Genomic DNA, 19,340 nt, shown 5'->3' on the forward strand with positions numbered 1-19,340 from the left:
TTCTCTCGCTCTATGATTCTAAAGTTAGAATCCAGGATCCCAGTCAACTTCGATCCGTTGAGCTTCGCGATCAACTTTCTTGATCACTTGCTCTTCAAGGTACGGTACTAACCGTTCCTTTTGTCCGAAAGCATCCTTAAGATTTGCTTTGATTACTAGAACATCGTTTGAGCCAGTTTCTAGCATGTCGGTAACGACACCTAGATCGTAACCTTTAGTGGTTACAACTTGCATACCAAACAATTCACGCCAGTAGAATTCCTCTTCTGACAATTCAGGTAATGAAGCAGGGTCTATTGCGATTTCAAAGTTAGTCAGTAAATGAGCGTCCTCGCGAACCTCAAAACCTTCCAGCTTACACACCATACCTTTGTTATGGCGCTTCCAGCTTTCTACTTTGAATTCAACCCACTTCCCCTTTTGGTTAACGTACCAAGGAGAGTAATCAAATATGCTTTCAGCGTTGTCTGTGTAGGAAAAAACTTTAAGCCAGCCACGAATGCCATAGGTAGCACCAAACTTGCCCATAACAATTTTTTCGTCTTGCTTGCTCATCGTTTCTTTACCCTTCATCGACATAAGCTATTTCTCTTTAAAAAAGAATTAAGCCGCTTTTTGAGCGTCTTTAACTAGCTTAGCTACACGATCAGATAAAGATGCGCCTTGACCAACCCAGTGGTTAACGCGATCTAGGTCTAGACGTAGACCTTCTTCTTGACCTTGAGCAGTAGGGTTAAAGAAACCTACTTTCTCGATGAAACGGCCAGTTGCAGCGTTACGGCTATCCGCAACTACGATTTGATAGAATGGACGCTTCTTAGCGCCGTGACGTGCCAAACGAATGGTTACCATGTCGTCCTCTTTGCTTTCTTAATAAAATAATTAACCCCAATAACCATTTATCACTAAACAGCTTGGGGTCTCGTGCCAAATTAAAGCCCCGGAATTTTACTCTTATTCCGGGGCAATGCAAGGGGTTTAGCTATTTTTTCACCAACATAGTGCCTGTATTCTTTCTGTGACACAGATAACACTATGAAAAGTAAAGGTGCTGCAGGTTACATTAGGCGATTATCGGCCGAACGGGTTGAAGCCGCCGCCCATACCACCTATGCCACCCATCATACCTTGCATGTTACGCATCATGCCTTTCATCCCACCTTTCTGCATTTTCTTCATCATCTTCTGCATTTGGGTGAACTGCTTAAGCATGCGGTTTACATCTTGTACTTGTGTACCAGAACCTGCGGCAATACGTTTTTTACGCGAGCCTTTAATTAGCTCAGGACGTTGACGCTCTTTCATGGTCATAGAGTTGATGATCGCTTCCATCTGCTTAAACATCTTGTCATCAACTTTATCTTTCACGTTGTCTGGTAGCTGAGACATACCTGGAAGCTTATCCATCATGCCCATCATACCGCCCATGTTTTGCATCTGACCTAGCTGTTCACGGAAGTCTTCAAGATCAAAACCTTTCTTCTCTTTGAACTTCTTAGCCAGTTTCTCTGCTTTCTCGGTATCAACGTTTTTCTGTAGGTCTTCAATAAGCGACAGAACGTCACCCATACCTAAGATTCGAGAAGCAACACGATCAGGGTGGAATGGTTCTAGTGCGTCAGTTTTCTCACCAACACCTAAGAATTTGATTGGCTTACCTGTGATATGACGAACGGACAGCGCTGCACCACCACGCGCATCACCATCAACTTTCGTTAAGATAACACCGGTTAGTGGAAGAGCATCACCAAAGGCTTTTGCCGTATTCGCCGCATCTTGACCTGTCATAGCATCAACAACGAATAGAGTTTCTACTGGGTTGATTGCAGTATGAAGCTCTTGGATCTCGCCCATCATCTCTTCATCAATCGCTAAACGACCTGCGGTATCGACAAGCAACACGTCGTAGAATTTCTTCTTCGCGTGGTCGATTGCAGCGTTAGCAATATCAATCGGCTTCTGGTCAGCCGAAGATGGGAAGAAGTCAACGCCAACATCGCTAGCTAACGTTTCAAGTTGTTTGATCGCCGCAGGACGGTAAACGTCGGCAGACACAACCAATACTTTCTTCTTGTCACGCTCTGTCAGCAACTTAGATAGCTTACCTACCGATGTGGTTTTACCCGCACCTTGTAGACCAGCCATTAAGATAACCGCTGGCGGTTGCGCTGCTAGGTTAAGTGCTTCGTTAGACTCACCCATTACCGCTTCAAGTTCAGCTTGAACGATCTTAATGAATTCTTGGCCAGGCGTTAGAGATTTAGAAACCTCAACACCCACAGCGCCTTCTTTTACGCGCTTAACAAAATCGCGAACAACTGGCAGTGCCACGTCAGCTTCAAGAAGTGCCATACGCACTTCACGTAGCGTATCTTTAATATTGTCTTCGGTCAGACGACCTTTACCGCTGATATTCTTCAGCGTTTTGGATAGACGATCCGTTAAATTATCAAACATAGTTTTCTCTTCGCTCAATCCTGCGACTATTAAGTTGAGTATACATTAGCGTGGATTAGAGTCATACCCGTTGTAGAGCGTTAATCATCCACGCTTGTGACGTGAGACGGTGTTCACTTGGAATTGAGTGAGGTTCACCATAGCCCCAAAGAGCGATGCAAGGTATAATTCGCCAATTAGTAATCATTTTAATGGATACCATGGACAGTCTTATTGCGATCGCAGCAGCCTTTCTTTATACAATGGCGATTTCCACGATCATTCCAGGTCTCGTGCACCAAACAGGAATCCGTGTAAAAACGGTGTTTATCAGCGCATTACTTGCTCTAGCTTTCCATGCTTGGTTGCTTGGCGATTTAATCTTTAATGCCAGTGGTCAAAACCTCAGTATCTTAAACGTTGCTTCACTGATCAGTTTAATCATTTCCCTAGTGATGAGCGGTGCTATGCTCAAAACCCGACTGTGGTTCATTCTTCCTGTCGTTTATAGCTTTGCAGCACTGAATTTGATGGCGGCAACTTTTCTTCCAAGTACCTTCATCAAACATTTAGAGAATGATCCAAAACTGCTGATGCACATCTCTTTGGCACTGTTCTCTTACGCGACGCTCACTATTGGTGCTCTATACGCACTACAGCTTGCGTGGCTAGATCACAAACTTAAAAAGAAGAAAGCACTGGTTATCAACCCTAACCTACCTCCATTAATGATGGTCGAAAGACAACTTTTCAAGATCATCCTAATCGGTAATGGCTTATTAACGGGTACCTTGCTGACTGGCTTCATCTTCGTACAAGACATGTTTGCTCAAGGTAAAGCACACAAAGCCGTGTTGTCTTTTATTGCTTGGATTATCTACTCCATTCTTCTGTGGGGTCATTACCAAAAAGGTTGGCGTGGTCAGAAGGTGACTTGGTTCGCCCTTGCTGGTGCCAGCATGCTCACATTAGCCTACTTCGGTAGTCGCTTCGTTCAGGAAATCATCCTGAGATAACACCCAAATTAAAGGCAAGGTCAGGCATACCTTGCCTTTAAAATATTGAGTCAGATAGATTCAATTGACATCTCGACCATGTTCGGTCATAAATTAATCAAGATACACAAATAGGAAAAGAATAGTTTTGGACGACATATCAACGGGTATCTTATTTGCGCTACTCGCGTGTCTCATTGTAATTTCTGGTTATTTCTCTGGTTCCGAAACGGGCATGATGTCCTTGAACCGCTACCGTTTAAAGCACTTGGCCAACACGGGTCATAAAGGTGCAAAACGTGTAGAAAAACTTCTGAGCCGCCCCGACAGGTTGATAGGCCTCATTCTCATCGGTAACAACCTTGTCAACATTCTCGCTTCTGCGATCGCAACCATTCTTGGTATGCGTATCTACGGGGACATCGGTGTGGCTGTCGCAACCGGTACCCTGACACTCGTGATCCTCGTATTCGCCGAGGTAACACCAAAAACCATCGCCTCTCTGTTTCCTGAACGTGTCTCTTACGCCAGTAGCATCTTACTAATGATTTTGATGAAGGTACTGTCACCACTGGTGATATTAGTGAACTTCATTACCAACGGCTTTATTCGTATTCTGGGTGTCAAAGCCAGCCACGACGCGACCGATCATTTAAGTTCTGAAGAGCTGAGAACTGTAGTTAATGAAGCGGGTAATCTGATACCTCAACGTCACCAAGATATGTTGGTGTCTATTCTAGATTTAGAGCACGTTACCGTGAACGACATCATGGTGCCTCGTAACGAGATTACCGGTATCGACATTAATGATGATTGGAAATCCATCGTCCGCCAACTGACCCACTCCCCTCATGGTCGAGTTGTTCTTTATCGTGACCAAATTGATGAAGTGGTTGGCATGCTGAGGCTTCGCGAAGCGTATCGCTTGATGCTTGAAAAGAACGAGTTCAACAAAGAGACTCTGCTGCGTGCCGCAGACGAAATCTACTTCATCCCTGAAGCAACACCACTCAATATTCAACTACTAAAATTCCAACGCAACAAACAGCGCATCGGTCTAATCGTTGATGAGTACGGTGATATCAATGGCTTGGTTACATTAGAAGATATTCTAGAAGAGATTGTCGGTGAGTTTACTACTTCAATTGCACCAAGTTTATCTGACGAAATCACACCACAGAGCGATGGTAGCTTCCTCATTGAAGGCAGTGCAAACATCCGTGACATCAACAAAGGATTGCAGTGGGCACTCCCAACTGATGGCCCAAGAACGTTGAATGGTTTGATACTAGAACATCTGGAAGACATTCCAGAAAGCCATTTGAGTGTTCAGGTTGCCAACCACCCAATGGAAATAGTGGAACTTGAAGAGAACCGCATCAAGCTAGTACGTGTGTTTCCACAGATCGTAAATGGATAACAGGTTCAGATAGTACTCGCTGTTGACCTGCTTAGTGAGAAAACAGAAAGGCCCGATTCAATGAACCGGGCCTTTTTATATCTTACTCATCGAGAATCAACTCAAATGATTAATCGACTTTAAGCTCTTTAAGCATAGACTCTGGCAGTGCTAGCTCGTCGTTCTTGTTTACTGAGATACCAGCAGCGATGATGGCATTCGCGATCTCTTTCGCTTCGTCTAAAGAGTGCATTGCTGCTGTACCACACTGGTATTCGTTCAGCTCAGGGATCTTATTCTGGCTCTCAACTTTCAGCACGTCTTGCATTGCCGCCAACCAAGCATCAGCAACTTGCTGCTCTGAAGGTGTGCCAATCAGGCTCATGTAGAAACCTGTACGACAGCCCATAGGTGAAATATCGATGATCTCTACATCTGAACCGTTCAGTTGAGCACGCATGAAACCAGCGTATAGATGCTCTAGAGTGTGGATACCTTTCTCAGATAGGATATCTTTGTTTGGTGCCGTAAAACGCAGGTCAAATACCGTGATGGTATCTCCTTTTGGAGTTTGCATTGTTTTCGCAACACGAACTGCTGGTGCGTTCATACGAGTGTGATCTACAGTAAAACTATCTAATAAAGGCATTGCTATTCTCCGTGACGGTTGGCTTTAGAAAAACCAACTTCGATTGTCTTCTAGTTCTTTGCGGCACTGTTTCAGTTGCCAGCCATAATCTTTTGCTTGCTGTTCGACTTTACGAGCCACCTTAATTAAAGATGGTTTGCTGTTATACGATTTACGCTTATAACCACCACGACCTTCATGGTAAGCCAAGTACTGGTTATATGGGTCCCATAGCGAGATACCGAGTTGACGACGCGTTTCACTGGTGTACCAGCCTATAAACATCAGCGCATCATCAAAGTTGGTTCTCGAGCCACCATTGTTGGTCGATTTTTGGAAGTCTTCCCAAGCCGGGTCCTGAGCTTGAGCATAGCCATAAGCGCTGCTTACACGGCCCCAAGGAATAAACCCAAGGATGTAATCTTTTGGCGGGCGCGCATCATGACGGAAGCTACTCTCTTGCTTAACAAAAGCCATAGCTACGTTGATGGGAGTACCCCACTCTTCTTGCATATCTAAGGCATCTTCGTACCATGATGGATGCTCTCTGAAGATGCTACATAGGTTGTCTTGCTGTTTCGGCGGTGGTGTTGCACAACCAACCAAAAGGCTAGAGACAACACCGACAGTGACTACAGGTAACCATTTACTACTCGCACGAGTAGGCTTACCTAATAAGGCTTGCTTCCTTTCCACCAACGTCTCGCTATGCTTTTAAATACGAAAAATAATCCGCTAAGAAGCTGTCAAAATCTTGAGTGCTCGCTTCTTCACTTTGTTGCTGAGCAATCACAGAGCGTTGAACCTCTGCTTCCATCAGCTCAGCTGAATACACTTTATATTGGTGTGCTTTGTGCTGTTGTGCGTACGTTTTACCTAGCGCACAACCAACTTTACCTAAGCCACCTAACTTTTTAGTCTCTTCTAGCAATTGGCCAGAAATAGTTAGCTCTGGGTTATCAATCCAGGCTTCAAGCGTATCGCAGGTTTCTTGATAAGCTTGACTGCCTTGTTCAGCATCCATCATCTCAGCAATTGAGCGTAGATCTTTGAACACGCGCTTCGCCCAATCTTGCAGAGATAAGCGCTCACCGTGACAACCAATTTGCAGTTCTAGACCAACTTGACGACCTTCTAGGATCACCTTGTTCCAGTTATCGCGCCAGCATTCAAGCTCACAGTTATCCATCTCAGCAGAGTCAGTTAACACACTCCACGTTAGGAATAGATCTAAGAAGCGAACTTGTTGCTCAGTGATACCGATTGAGCTGAATGGGTTTACGTCTAGAGAGCGAACCTCGATGTACTCAACACCGCCACGAGCCAGCGCTTCAGATGGTTTCTCACCACTCTTAGCCACACGCTTAGGACGGATAGGTACGTAAAGCTCATTCTCAATTTGTAGTACGTTGCTATTAAGCTGACGATATTCGCCATCAACCTTAACGCCAATTTCAGCAAACTCTTCTGATGGAGTACGAATCGCTTGATTCAAGCCTTCAAGGTACTGCTCTAGGCTGTTAAAGCCAATCTTCAATACGCTTTGCGCACTGTTAGTGTAACCAAGATCACTCAGACGAAGCGCCGTTGCTTTTGGTAGATACAGTGTCTCGCCAACCTTTTCAAAAGGTAGGTTCGTTTCTCTTCCTTTGATGAAAGATGAACACAATGCTGGCGAAGCACCGAAGAAATATGGGATTAACCAACCAAAACGGTAGTAGTTACGGATCAAACCGAAGTAAGTATCTGATTTTGCGTCACTACGCTCTTGTTCTGTTTGTTCACCAAACAAGCTATCCCAGAAGCTTTCAGGGAAAGAAAAGTTAAAGTGAACACCAGAGATAATCTGCATCAAGCTACCGTAACGGCGTTTTAGGCCCTCACGATATAATGTTTTCATTTTACCGTTGTTAGATGTGCCGTATTGCGCAAGCTGAATGTAGTCTTCGCTACCAACATAACAAGGCATAGAGAGCGGCCACAGTTTTTCACCGTCTAACTTAGTTTGTGTGAAATGATGAATATCAGACAACTGATTCAAAAGAGTAGGAACGTCATTTGAAACAGGTGTGATAAATTCCAGTAACGACTCAGAGAAATCAGTTGTTACCCACTCGTTCATCAACGCAGAACCTAAAGCCTTAGGGTGCGGCCCAGTAGCAAGGTGCCCATCTTCCGTGTAGCGTAATGTTTCCCTTTCAACGCCACGACCAAATTGAGAGAAGGTCTTAGGGTTGGTTGCAACTTGCTTTAGTCGCGCAGCAAAATCAGTCAAAATTCAGTTCACTTATCTTATATCGTTCTGATTAGAACTATCATAAATTAGGTTGGAGGAGAAAAGTAGAGTCTCTTCCCTCCCCCTTTAATGTGTACTCTAACGAATGATTTCAAGCTCTTCTATTGGAATATCTAACTTTTCTAATTGCGGGCGAAGCGAAGCCGCATCACCAACCACAATTATTTGATAATCATTCGGGTCGAACCATTTTTTCGATAGTTCATTCAATGTCTCTTTTGAGACCGTCTCAACTATCTGATTACGCTGTTGTAGGTAATCTTCATCAAGGCTCAATGCAACAATATTACTCAACAACCCAGCTTTCTGACTTGGCGTTTCGTATTTGAGTGCATCTTGTTGACCGACGGCAAGGCGCATAAATTTCACCTCTTCGTCAGTTAATCCACTTTGGCTAAACTCATTCAGTTCATTAATAAACTCTTGAATCGATGGCACTGTCGCGTTAGCTCTTACCTGTGCGCTAAACACTACCGCGCCCGTTTCACGAGTGCTGGCAAAGTAACCGCTCGCACCATAAGTGTATGCTTTGTCTTCGCGTAGGTTCTGGTTAATGCGGCTATTAAAGTTACCCGCTAGGTTAAAGTTAGCTAATTGGCTCTTATACAACTCACCCGTAGCATCAAAAGGCAGACCTTTACGAACTAAGCGAACGATACTTTGTGGCGCACCTGGCTTATCAACTAAATATAAACGCTGCTCAGTCAGGTCTTTGACGATCTGCGGGCGTGTCAGCGGTGCCGCCTCGCCTTGCCACTCCTCAAAGAATTGTAGCTGCTTTCCAACCTCTTTCTTCGAGATGTCCCCTACAATAACAATATTAGCTCCCTCCGGAGTATAGTGTTGACTGTAAAACTGTTTTACATCGTCCAGAGTTAACGATTCTAGAGACTCTTTAGTACCATCACTAGCACGAGCAAAAATACTGTCGCCAAACAGCACTTCACGGGTTGCTTGAGAGGCCATCCAGCTTGGTTGTTGATGCTGGTATACCACCCCTTCTAGCATCTGTTTCTTAACGCGTTCGAAGTCTTGCTCATCGAACTTAGGCTCCAGCAAAACTTCTTGCACGATCGCCAAAGTTTGAGGCAGGTTTTTCTCTAGTGTAGAAATTGAAATATCTGTGGTGTAGCTACCAGCACTGATACCCACACTGCTACCCAACTTATCTAGAGTCGCCTGTAGCTCTTCAACCGTTCGCTTAGTGGAGCCTTCTTCCATCATAGCGGCAGTTAGATTTGCTAGGCCCTCTTGTCCTTTACGAACATAACGCTCACCTGCAGGTAGTTGAATTTGCATTTGTACCGTTGGCGTTTCGCTGGTTTCAGTACCAATCAAATCAGTACCATTTGCAAAGTGCATGCGATACAGCTCTGGCATTGTCGCTTCGACACCAAAGGTCACCTCAGGCATCACACTGCGATCAAAGGTGTCCGTTGCTCTTCTGAAGTTCAGTTGGTCTTCCGTTACTTTACTGTATTCAGGCAAAGTTCGTGGTGGCGTGGTAAATGTCGCTTCTCGAACCGCTAAATCAAGCTGCTTTTTCGGAACCACACTCAAAGTCACCTTATGTTTACCTTCGATGAAGTCTTGGTAGGCCTTGCTCACGCTTTCAGGTGTGACGGCACGGATTTGATCCAGCTGGGACTCAATGCGATCTGGCTGACCATAGAAAGTTTGGTTAGATGCCAATTGCGACACTTTACCTTTAACACTTTGCAGTGCAAAAACCGCATCCGCTTCGGCCATTCCGGTTATCTGGTCTAGACGTTCTTGTTGAACACCCTCTTTCGAGAACTTATCTAAAGTATCCATTAACTCTTTGTTGAGAGTCGTTAAGTCACCTTTTTTACCAGAGTTACCCATCGCATAGACGTACATAGTACATGCCAACTCAGCACAATCGTGGAATGAGCCAGCACTCACTGTTTTTTGTGTCTTCACTAAGTTTTGGTAAAGGTAACTGTTAGTACCGGAACCTAAAACGTTAGACAGTGCATTCAGTGACGCTTGGGTCTCTTCACCGCGATAAGTCGTCGGCCAACCAACCAATACCATTGACTGACGAATGTTATCTTCTAGGGTGATGTACTTATCTTCCGTTAGTACCGCAGGTTGTTTCTCAGCAGGCTTAACCTCTGGACCTTTCGGGATGGGACCAAAGTATTTATTAACCCACTCAAGCGTATCGTCAACATCGATATCACCACCGATTGTCAGTACCGCATTATTTGGGCCGTACCAACGCAGGAAGAATGCCTTGAGGTCATTCACATCGACGCGGTCAAGATCTTCGACATAGCCAATTGGTTGCCATGAGTAAGGGTGTCCTTCAGGGTAAAGCGCTTCACCCATTCGCTCCCACATCAGACCGTAAGGGCGGTTTTCATAGCTTTGAGCACGTTCGTTTTTCACCGTGCCTCTTTGTACTTCGAATTTCTTCTGAGAAACCGCATCCAATAAGAAGCCCATTCGGTCTGATTCTAACCACAACATTTTCTCAAGCTGGTTTGAGGGAACCGTCTCAAAGTAGTTCGTGCGATCGCGGTTAGTGGTACCGTTTAAAGAACCACCCGCTTCTGTAATGATCTTGAAGTGCTGTTGATCGCCAACATTCTCAGAGCCTTGGAACATCATATGCTCGAAGAAATGTGCAAAGCCTGACTTGCCTATCTCTTCACGTGCAGAACCGACATGGTAAGTCACATCCACATGCACAAGTGGATCAGAATCATCAGGAGAAAGAATAACGGTTAAGCCATTATCCAATTGATATTTAGTGTAAGGAATCACCACTTTATCTTTAGAGGGTTTAACCTCTTCTAAAAGAGTGACGCCTTCTGGTAATGAGGAAAAGAAGGATGTTGAGCTAGGTACATTGTAAGAACAGCCGGCAATGGCGATAAGAGAAAATGTACCAAGTAAAACCTTTTTCATAGGTTCTCCTTAGAAAAAACCGAAATAGATAGCAGCAAGTAAGCTATAGCGAGCAGCTTTGCCAATCGCAATCAAGATAACGCTAGGGATGAATTTCATTCTCAGCCAACCAGCAGCTAGACACAAAGGATCACCGATAACGGGCAACCAACTGAATAGTAAAGTCCAGTAACCATAACGGCTTAGCCAAGCCATAGCCTTATGACCATGCTTTTCTGATTGAGTTCGATTAGGTAACCACAAACCAATCCAATAGTTAGTAAGACCGCCTAAGGTGTTGCCGAGTGTCGCTATCAAAATGATCGACGATGTTGAGAATTGATCTAAGCTCAATGCCGCGACAAGGCTCGCTTCAGAGCCTCCGGGCAACAAAGTGGCACTCAAGAAGCCACTGATAAATAAGACCCATAGCGCTGAATCAGAGAACCACAGCGCTATATTTTCGAAAAGAGAATTAAAGAACTCTAGCACTGCATATTAACCTTCTTGCATCTTAAGCAGTACCTTGCCTCTGGTGTGTCCGGTTTCTACCTGCAGATGAGCCGACTGTGCCTCTTCCAGCGGGTAAATACCTTGAATTTCTGTTTTTAGTAACCCAACACTCACCATATAAAGCATAGTATCCATTTGCTCTGGGTTAGGTTCCACCAACATACCAGATGCTGTGAAACCTAAAAGTTTTGCCTTCTCGCAGATTAACTCTGCTGATAGGGTCGGAACGGTAACCACTCTTGCGCCATCTTTCAGGCACTTCAACGCATCAAGCGCCGTATCGCCACCTACCAAATCAATCAGCACGTCAACATCCGCCACACGTTCAGACGCCGGAGCAAATTTATAGTTGATAGCATGGGCACCTAGCGTTGCTAGGTAATCTAGGTTTGCTTCACTACAAGTGGTGTAAACCTCAGCTTTTGCTGCAACGGCAATTTGAACGGCAATGTGTCCAACGCCACCCGCACCCGCTAAGATGAGTACGCGATCGCCCTCTTTCACTTCCGCTTTATTGAGCGCTTGTGCCGCCGTTTGGCTAGCTAGAGGGAGAGCCGCTGCCGCTTCTAACGTTACAGAGTTAGGAATAATGCTCAGCGCAGTTTCAGGTACACACACATATTGGCTGTAGCCACCGCCTTGCAATGGGAAGCCGATAAAGCCCGCTACATTATCACCAACAGTAAAACGTTCAGCCTGTTCGCCTAACGTAACCACTTGTCCCGCAATATCGTAGCCTGGTACCCAAGGTAGGTTATCTTTGTTTTGTGCAGCCGCCCAACCTAGTCCTGCACGAGTTTTAACATCTATCGGATTGACGCCGGAAAAAGAGACCTTAACCACTACTTCGCCCGCTTTAGGCTCTGGTATTGCACTGGTTTGAAGTACAAGGTTTTCCACCCCACCAAACTCGGTAATCGCTATCTGTCTATTTTCCATTTAAACACGTCCCTAATTAGTTAAAACCTAACGAATAAAAGAAAGGGATGCACAAGCATCCCTTCGACTATAAACCATTTAATAAGGCTAAGTTAACCGCTCATTCGTAAATTGACGACCAATTAACGTAACGATACATGACCTAGCTATCCATTAGCCGACTAGCGCTAATAGAATACCGGCCGCAACCGCACTACCTAGTACACCTGCTACGTTCGGCCCCATTGCGTGCATCAACAAGAAATTCTGAGGGTTCGCCTCAAGACCAACCTTGTTCACAACACGAGCCGCCATTGGAACCGCTGATACACCAGCAGCGCCAATCAGTGGGTTGATGTCCTCTTTCGAGAAACGGTTTAATAGCTTCGCCATCAACACACCACCTGCAGTACCGATACTGAACGCCACCGCACCTAAACCTAGAATACCTAGCGTTTCTAAGTTCAAGAAGGTATCTGCTTGAAGCTTAGAACCTACGCCCAAGCCAAGGAAGATGGTCACAACGTTGATCAGTTCGTTTTGTGCAGTCTTAGATAGACGGTCAACTACGCCTGCTTCACGCATTAAGTTACCTAAACAGAACATACCAACCAGTGGAGTTGCTGAAGGTAGGAACAAAATCGTCATCAATAATACTGCAAGTGGGAAAAGGATCTTCTCACCTTTGCTTACGTGACGAAGCTGAGCCATCTTAATTTTGCGCTCTTCTGGAGACGTTAACGCCTTCATGATTGGCGGCTGAATAATAGGAACTAAAGCCATGTAGCTGTATGCAGCTACGGCAATCGCACCTAACAGATCAGGAGAGAGCTTACTCGCTAAGAAGATAGCCGTTGGACCATCTGCACCACCAATGATTGCAATTGAAGAAGCATCTGCCATGGTAAATTCCATGCCAGGAATGTAGTTCAGCAAGATCGCACCAAATAGTGTTGCGAAAATACCAAACTGAGCAGCTGCACCTAACCACAAGGTTTTAGGGTTAGCGATCAATGCACCAAAGTCCGTCATCGCGCCCACGCCCATAAAGATCAGCAGTGGGAAAATGCCAGTTTCGATACCAATGTAGTAGACGTAGTACAACAAACCGCCCGGATCAGTAAATCCAGCATTTGGGATATTGGCCAATACAGCACCAAAACCAATAGGCAGCAGCAGTAAAGGTTCAAATCCTTTGCGGATTGCCAAAAACAACAGCAAGCAACCGACCAGCATCATACAGATCTGGCCAAACTCGAAGTTAGCAATCCCTGTTTCAGACCATAAGGTCATCAATCCTTCCATGGTACTCCCTTACGCTAGGCTTAGTAGTGGAGCGCCTACAGTAACTGCATCGCCTTCTTTAACATTCAGTTCTTGAACGATACCACCACGAGCAGCACGAACTTCCGTTTCCATCTTCATCGCTTCAAGAATAAGCAGGACGTCGCCTTCAGCCACTTCAGCGCCAGCCTGAACGTTCACTTTAAAGATGTTACCCGCAAGAGGAGCAGGAACCGCTTCAGCATCAGATGCCGCTACAGGCGCAGCTTGTGCCGCTTGAGCTGGTTTTGCTGATGGTGCTACTGATGTCAGTTCACCTTGTGGGCCAACTTCTACATCATAAACTTGACCATCCACCTTCACGCTGTAGCTCTCGATACCACCAGATACAGGAGCGGGTGCCGCTGCTGCCACAGGAGCCGCAGCTTCTGCCGTTGGTGCTGGTTCAAATGCTTCAGGATTACGACGGTTCTTAAGGAACTTAAGACCCACTTGTGGGAACAGTGCGTAAGTCAGTACATCATCTACCGTGTCTTCCGCTAGAGAGATACCTTCTGCTTTTGCTTTTTCTAGCAAATCAGTCGTTAGCTCATCCATTTCAGACTTCAGCAGATCTGCAGGGCGACAAGTGATCGCTTCCGCACCATCCAATACTTTAGCTTGCAGTTCTGCATCCACTTCAGCTGGAGCTTGACCGTATTCGCCTTTCAATAGACCCGCTGTTTCTTTAGTGATGCTCTTGTAGCGCTCACCCGTTAGTACGTTAATAACCGCTTGAGTACCAACAATTTGAGAAGTTGGCGTTACCAAAGGAATGTAGCCAAGCTCTTTACGTACGCGTGGGATCTCTTCAAGCACCTCATCCATACGATCTGCAGCACCTTGCTCTTTTAACTGGCCTTCCATGTTAGTCAACATGCCGCCAGGAACTTGAGCAATCAAGATACGAGAATCAACACCTTTTAGTTGGCCTTCCCATTTCGCGTACTTTTTACGAACATCACGGAAGTAAGAAGCGATTGGCTCAATCTGATCCAGCTTAAGGTTAGTATCACGATCCGTACCTTCTAGCATCGCCACAACCGTTTCTGTTGGTGTGTGACCGTAAGTACAGCTCATTGAAGAGATAGCGGTATCTAGAATATCGATACCCGCTTCAACGGCTTTAACTGCTGTTGCTGTAGAGAGACCCGTTGTCGCGTGACTATGCAGTGCTAGAGGAACATCACACGACGCTTTGATACGTGTAATTAATTCTTCAGCTTCGTAAGGCTTTAATAAACCTGACATATCTTTGATACATAGTGAATGACAACCTAGGTCTTCTAGACGCTTAGCCAGATCAACCCAAGTATCTGAGTTGTGGACAGGGCTGGTTGTGTAAGACAAAGTACCTTGAGCGTGACCGCCAACATCAATTGTTGCTTTCACCGCTTTCTCAAAGTTACGTACGTCATTCATCGCATCAAAAATACGGAATACGTCCATGCCGTTCTTATGGGCACGTTCAACAAATTTTTGGACTACGTCATCCGCGTAGTGGCGGTAACCCAACAGGTTTTGACCACGCAGTAGCATCTGCATTGGTGTGTTTGGCATCGCTTTCTTTAGTTCACGTAGACGCTCCCATGGATCCTCTCCAAGAAAACGAATACACGAATCAAACGTCGCGCCGCCCCAAGTCTCAAGTGACCAGTAACCGACCTTATCTAGTTCTGCCGCTATTGGCAGCATATCTTCGATACGCATACGAGTAGCAAATAGTGACTGATGGGCGTCACGAAGTACCACGTCTGTGATAGCTAGTGGTTTAGACATGCTCATAAACTCCTTTTTAATCCTTTAAATGCTACTTAGCAGTCGACGCACGGTATTGATGAACCGCGGCCGAAATTGCTGCCACTACCTGTGGACTAACAGCTGAAGGGTTTGATTGTGATTTTTGAATTTTTTTAGGTGCTGCGATCGGCTCTGGTACTTCTTCTGGTACCAGTTTTGACATCAACCGAACGAGGTAAACTAGAATAGTTAGGAAAATAAAGACAACGGACATCCCCGTTATCATCAGAGTCGCCGCATCTCCTAGCAGGCTTCCAATATTAGTCATGTTGCTTCCTTTCTTCGTCATCCTGACATATGTACAGGATTTCAGCGAATAGTGATCCCGACCCTTGGATTATCTCGATTGGTAAAACTTTGTCAATTTTGTTTAAGGTTCTGTTACGGATAACGCACACATTAGGTTAATTATTCGCCTGTCAGATCACATAAATCTGTCAAATATGTAATTTTCAGAGAATTAAACTGTGACTTAAATGGAGCTTTTTTAAGAAATGATATGAGAAAGGTGGAATAACAAGGAAGCATTCGATAACCACTTAAAATACAACAAGTTAAATGTTAAGTAATTTTAACATTTAATCAACATTTATGCATCAGGCATAAAAAAAGCCTCGTAAAAACGAGGCTTTTTTTATAATGTGGCGCGCTCTGGAGGATTCGAACCTCCGACCGCCTGGTTCGTAGCCAGGTACTCTATCCAGCTGAGCTAAGAGCGCACGCTTTTCGATATCAGTATTCCCAATATCAGGAGTTCACAAGGAAACCCTAAAAAGTGGCGCGTCCTGGAGGATTCGAACCTCCGACCGCCTGGTTCGTAGCCAGGTACTCTATCCAGCTGAGCTAAGGACGCACGGTTTTCGATATCAGTATTCCCAATATCAGGAGTTCACAAGGAAACCCTAAAGAGTGGCGCGTCCTGGAGGATTCGAACCTCCGACCGCCTGGTTCGTAGCCAGGTACTCTATCCAGCTGAGCTAAGGACGCGCAGTTTTCGATATTGGTATTCGCAATATCAGGAGTTCACAACGGAAACCCTAAATAGTGGCGCGCTCTGGAGGATTCGAACCTCCGACCGCCTGGTTCGTAGCCAGGTACTCTATCCAGCTGAGCTAAGAGCGCACGGGTTTTAGTATCAACTGAGTCAATACAAGGATCAGTAGACCCTTAAATAGTGGCGCGTCCTGGAGGATTCGAACCTCCGACCGCCTGGTTCGTAGCCAGGTACTCTATCCAGCTGAGCTAAGGACGCACGGTTTTGATATTAATTCTCGACGAACGATTTATCAATATCGGGATTCACATTCTTATTAGAAGCAAACCCTAAATAGTGGCGCGCTCTGGAGGATTCGAACCTCCGACCGCCTGGTTCGTAGCCAGGTACTCTATCCAGCTGAGCTAAGAGCGCACAGGTTTTAGTATCAACTTAGTCAATACGAGGATCAACAGACCCTTAAATAGTGGCGCGTCCTGGAGGATTCGAACCTCCGACCGCCTGGTTCGTAGCCAGGTACTCTATCCAGCTGAGCTAAGGACGCACGGTGTTCATTCATTAAGAATGAAGTTGTGAAATATATCACATTCTTCTTGCTACGAAGAAAAAAAAAGGCCATCGGCCTGTAATGAATGGCGGTGAGGGAGGGATTCGAACCCTCGATGCAGCTACAAACCACATACTCCCTTAGCAGGGGAGCGCCTTCGGCCACTCGGCCACCTCACCTAATTCATTATTCTCACATCACTTACAAGTAAGAGAAGAGAGAATGGCGCGTCCTGGAGGATTCGAACCTCCGACCGCCTGGTTCGTAGCCAGGTACTCTATCCAGCTGAGCTAAGGACGCACATTTACATTGTCTAATTCGCTAACTTTAGACTCGCAAGAGATGGCGGTGAGGGAGGGATTCGAACCCTCGATGCAGCTACAAACCACATACTCCCTTAGCAGGGGAGCGCCTTCGGCCTCTCGGCCACCTCACCGTCTTGCGGAGGCACATATTACGTTTTACCGAAAATATGTCAAACACTTTATTGAAAAAAATTGGACAAAAACACTCAACCGTTTGCTATTTAATCAAAGCGCTTGCAATTTGAACTTATAACATCAAAAGCGCGCTTTTTCCCTTAAAAATTAAGGCGAAAGATTGGCAATAATAAACCGCCAAAAACAATTATCTAATTTCTTCAGCAGCAAGTGCTACCGCTGGATGAACAATACTACGGGATGCGTATTTGCGCTATAGGGGAAGCCAATAAATCTTGAAGTGTGGCAGATAAATATCGCTGCGAGCTTCATCATGCAAGAACTCAGATGACACTCCGCTTACTGGAGTATTCACACAATGGAATCAAAATAAACGCACTATCCGGTGAATCAATACCCTGACATCGATTTCTCATACTCCAAGATCAAAAAAGGCTAGCAGTAATGCTAGCCTCTTCTCTACGCAAAGTATTAGTAGTTGCCAGATGCAACGTTACCATTACCTTTTTCAGCTTGAATGCGCATGTAGATCTCTTCACGGTGAACAGATACTTCTTTAGGTGCGTTAACACCAATACGTACTTGGTTACCTTTAACGCCTAGTACAGTAACTGTTACTTCATCACCAATCATCAGTGTTTCGCCAACGCGGCGAGTCAAAATTAGCATTCTTTGCTCCTTGAGTAATCTCTAAATTTATCTAGCTACGAGAGCATTATCCAACAAAAGTTATATTTTCGTAAACTATCGATTGAGTTTATTTAACCAAAATGCACTTCTTTTTTAGGATAACCCTGTGCTTCACGCGCTACGATGTATGCATTGTGTAATATGTTAGCAGCCATATCGACTTGCGTTGGTGATACCACCAAGGTTAAAGACTGCTGCTGCAATAAGTGATGCTGTACATCAATTTCGCCTTCAGACAACAATCCATGTGAACTGACCACAATTTCTTGTGTTCGGCTTCCTACCACAGTTAACAAACTAACCCGTTCACTATTACGGATTTTCTCATCAAAAACTAGTTTTAATTTGGCACTTATGTCTTGTTTGATAATGAGTGCTGCCCGATCTGTTTCCTCGATCACACTACAGACTTCAATTCCTAACAGTTGGCAATGCGATAAGAAAGAATCTAGGTCCTCATTCAAACACTCAATACGCACCATATCTCTTTGTATAGCCAGGCCTGAAATATCATTCAAACACTGGTCGCCCGCAATCAGTGTGCCCTCGCCTTGTTCAAAGCTTGAAAGCACACGCAATGGCACATTGTGTTGCCAAGCATACTGAACGCAAGGAAAGTGCAGCACCTTAGCACCACGTCGAGCCATCTCTTCCATCGATGGAAAATCTAAGGTATCGAGTTTCTTGGAGTGTTTAACAACTCGAGGGTCACACGAGTAAACGCCATCAACATCAGTATAGATCTGGCACTCTTTCGCTTGCAGGGCTCCTGCTAACGCAACCGCTGTAGTATCAGAGCCACCACGACCTAGTGTCGTGATATCACCTTTAGCATTGATGCCTTGAAAGCCTGCCACAATCACTATTTGGCCGTCGTCCAAAAGAGCTTGAATAGGAGCAGTATCAATACGCTCAATCGTCGCATTGTTATGATTCGAATCGGTGTGAATTCTCGCTTGGTAGCCTGTCATCGATGTCGCTTCATAACCTAACTTGTGCAGCGTCATCGCCAACAGCGCCATGGAAACTTGCTCTCCGGCCGTTAACAACACATCCAATTCTCTAGCATTTGGTACACTATCGATTTGAGTGGCTAAGTTAACTAACCGATTTGTTTCACCTGACATAGCAGAAACCACAACCACGATTTGATTGCCTTCATTTTTCGCTTCAATGATTTTCTCTGCTACATGTTGGATTCGTTCTATTGAACCCACTGACGTTCCGCCAAACTTCTGCACGATAAGAGGCATTTTCACCCGTCCTCACCTTCCCAAGACCAATGTCTATATATGACAAAAAAACACACGCTCCGCGTCATGGCGAAGCAATAAAAAATTAACCAAGAAGTCTAACGTTGACATTAGACTTCTTGGTTAATCTCAATCAAACCTGGTTTAGACACTCTTCCAATAGGCAAAATAAAAGATGCCCAATCAACTGAT

General features: G+C 45.1%; 16 protein-coding genes and 10 tRNA genes. 2 read left to right on the top strand and 24 right to left on the bottom strand.

Features of this window, described 5'->3' with window-relative positions; genetic code table 11:
* Window positions 1-24: 24 nt before the first annotated feature.
* The 3 genes from rimM to ffh all read right to left on the bottom strand — a co-directional run bounded on the left by rimM (window position 25) and on the right by ffh (window position 2,457).
* Window positions 25-579, bottom strand: a complete 555-nt coding sequence (rimM, locus tag L1D55_RS02230; protein WP_032554095.1) for a ribosome maturation factor RimM — start codon at window positions 577-579, stop codon at window positions 25-27.
* Between the two features lie 24 nt (window positions 580-603).
* Window positions 604-852 carry a 30S ribosomal protein S16 gene (gene rpsP / locus L1D55_RS02235; protein WP_004410028.1) on the bottom strand — a complete coding sequence of 83 codons (249 nt, stop codon included), beginning with the start codon at window positions 850-852 and terminating at the stop codon, window positions 604-606.
* 219 nt (window positions 853-1,071) lie between these two features.
* On the bottom strand, window positions 1,072-2,457 hold the full coding sequence (gene ffh, locus L1D55_RS02240) for a signal recognition particle protein (protein WP_239916386.1): 1,386 nt from the start codon (window positions 2,455-2,457) through the stop codon (window positions 1,072-1,074).
* Between the two features lie 200 nt (window positions 2,458-2,657).
* Between ffh and L1D55_RS02245 the strand changes: the two genes are divergently transcribed.
* Both L1D55_RS02245 and L1D55_RS02250 read left to right on the top strand, forming a co-directional pair.
* Window positions 2,658-3,452: an inner membrane protein YpjD gene (locus L1D55_RS02245; protein WP_128162581.1), complete on the top strand. Its 795-nt coding sequence runs from the start codon at window positions 2,658-2,660 to the stop codon at window positions 3,450-3,452.
* A gap of 127 nt (window positions 3,453-3,579) precedes the next feature.
* Window positions 3,580-4,851 carry a CNNM domain-containing protein gene (locus L1D55_RS02250; RefSeq protein WP_239916387.1) on the top strand — a complete coding sequence of 424 codons (1,272 nt, stop codon included), beginning with the start codon at window positions 3,580-3,582 and terminating at the stop codon, window positions 4,849-4,851.
* A gap of 109 nt (window positions 4,852-4,960) precedes the next feature.
* Here L1D55_RS02250 and luxS read toward each other — a convergent pair whose 3' ends face one another.
* From luxS to L1D55_RS02355, 21 genes are all read right to left on the bottom strand, one after another.
* Window positions 4,961-5,479 (bottom strand): S-ribosylhomocysteine lyase, encoded by a 519-nt coding sequence (gene luxS, locus L1D55_RS02255; protein ID WP_008221069.1) that lies wholly within the window; start codon window positions 5,477-5,479, stop codon window positions 4,961-4,963.
* Between the two features lie 24 nt (window positions 5,480-5,503).
* The gene (locus L1D55_RS02260; protein ID WP_239916388.1) at window positions 5,504-6,154 is read right to left on the bottom strand and encodes a hypothetical protein; all 651 of its coding nucleotides are present in this window, start codon (window positions 6,152-6,154) and stop codon (window positions 5,504-5,506) included.
* 10 nt (window positions 6,155-6,164) lie between these two features.
* Window positions 6,165-7,733: a glutamate--cysteine ligase gene (gshA, locus tag L1D55_RS02265; RefSeq protein ID WP_239916389.1), complete on the bottom strand. Its 1,569-nt coding sequence runs from the start codon at window positions 7,731-7,733 to the stop codon at window positions 6,165-6,167.
* A 99-nt stretch (window positions 7,734-7,832) separates the two neighbouring features.
* On the bottom strand, window positions 7,833-10,691 hold the full coding sequence (locus L1D55_RS02270) for a pitrilysin family protein (protein ID WP_239916390.1): 2,859 nt from the start codon (window positions 10,689-10,691) through the stop codon (window positions 7,833-7,835).
* Window positions 10,692-10,700: 9 nt separating this feature from the next.
* Window positions 10,701-11,162, bottom strand: a complete 462-nt coding sequence (locus tag L1D55_RS02275) for a YqaA family protein (protein WP_004741880.1) — start codon at window positions 11,160-11,162, stop codon at window positions 10,701-10,703.
* Window positions 11,163-11,168: 6 nt separating this feature from the next.
* The gene (locus L1D55_RS02280) at window positions 11,169-12,122 is read right to left on the bottom strand and encodes an NADP-dependent oxidoreductase (protein WP_239916391.1); all 954 of its coding nucleotides are present in this window, start codon (window positions 12,120-12,122) and stop codon (window positions 11,169-11,171) included.
* Between the two features lie 153 nt (window positions 12,123-12,275).
* Window positions 12,276-13,406: a sodium ion-translocating decarboxylase subunit beta gene (locus tag L1D55_RS02285; protein WP_004741882.1), complete on the bottom strand. Its 1,131-nt coding sequence runs from the start codon at window positions 13,404-13,406 to the stop codon at window positions 12,276-12,278.
* 9 nt (window positions 13,407-13,415) lie between these two features.
* A complete protein-coding gene (gene oadA / locus L1D55_RS02290) occupies window positions 13,416-15,203 on the bottom strand; it encodes a sodium-extruding oxaloacetate decarboxylase subunit alpha (protein WP_239916392.1) in 1,788 nt (595 codons plus the stop codon).
* A 31-nt stretch (window positions 15,204-15,234) separates the two neighbouring features.
* Window positions 15,235-15,492, bottom strand: a complete 258-nt coding sequence (locus L1D55_RS02295; protein WP_004741884.1) for an oxaloacetate decarboxylase subunit gamma — start codon at window positions 15,490-15,492, stop codon at window positions 15,235-15,237.
* 374 nt (window positions 15,493-15,866) lie between these two features.
* Window positions 15,867-15,943 (bottom strand) — tRNA-Arg (locus L1D55_RS02300).
* Between the two features lie 57 nt (window positions 15,944-16,000).
* Window positions 16,001-16,077: transfer RNA gene (locus L1D55_RS02305), tRNA-Arg, on the bottom strand.
* Between the two features lie 57 nt (window positions 16,078-16,134).
* A tRNA-Arg gene (locus L1D55_RS02310) sits at window positions 16,135-16,211 on the bottom strand.
* 58 nt (window positions 16,212-16,269) lie between these two features.
* Window positions 16,270-16,346 (bottom strand) — tRNA-Arg (locus L1D55_RS02315).
* 53 nt (window positions 16,347-16,399) lie between these two features.
* Window positions 16,400-16,476, bottom strand: a tRNA-Arg gene (locus L1D55_RS02320).
* Between the two features lie 79 nt (window positions 16,477-16,555).
* Window positions 16,556-16,632: transfer RNA gene (locus L1D55_RS02325), tRNA-Arg, on the bottom strand.
* Between the two features lie 53 nt (window positions 16,633-16,685).
* Window positions 16,686-16,762, bottom strand: a tRNA-Arg gene (locus tag L1D55_RS02330).
* An 89-nt stretch (window positions 16,763-16,851) separates the two neighbouring features.
* Window positions 16,852-16,944: transfer RNA gene (locus L1D55_RS02335), tRNA-Ser, on the bottom strand.
* 44 nt (window positions 16,945-16,988) lie between these two features.
* Window positions 16,989-17,065 (bottom strand) — tRNA-Arg (locus L1D55_RS02340).
* Window positions 17,066-17,108: 43 nt separating this feature from the next.
* Window positions 17,109-17,201 (bottom strand) — tRNA-Ser (locus L1D55_RS02345).
* 475 nt (window positions 17,202-17,676) lie between these two features.
* A complete protein-coding gene (csrA, locus tag L1D55_RS02350) occupies window positions 17,677-17,874 on the bottom strand; it encodes a carbon storage regulator CsrA (protein WP_004415691.1) in 198 nt (65 codons plus the stop codon).
* Window positions 17,875-17,966: 92 nt separating this feature from the next.
* Entirely contained in the window at window positions 17,967-19,148 is a 1,182-nt protein-coding gene (locus L1D55_RS02355; RefSeq protein ID WP_239916440.1) for an aspartate kinase, read from the bottom strand.
* Window positions 19,149-19,340: the final 192 nt, after the last annotated feature.

It is taken from the genome of Vibrio sp. Isolate22 (assembly GCF_022398115.1).
GTDB lineage: Bacteria > Pseudomonadota > Gammaproteobacteria > Enterobacterales > Vibrionaceae > Vibrio.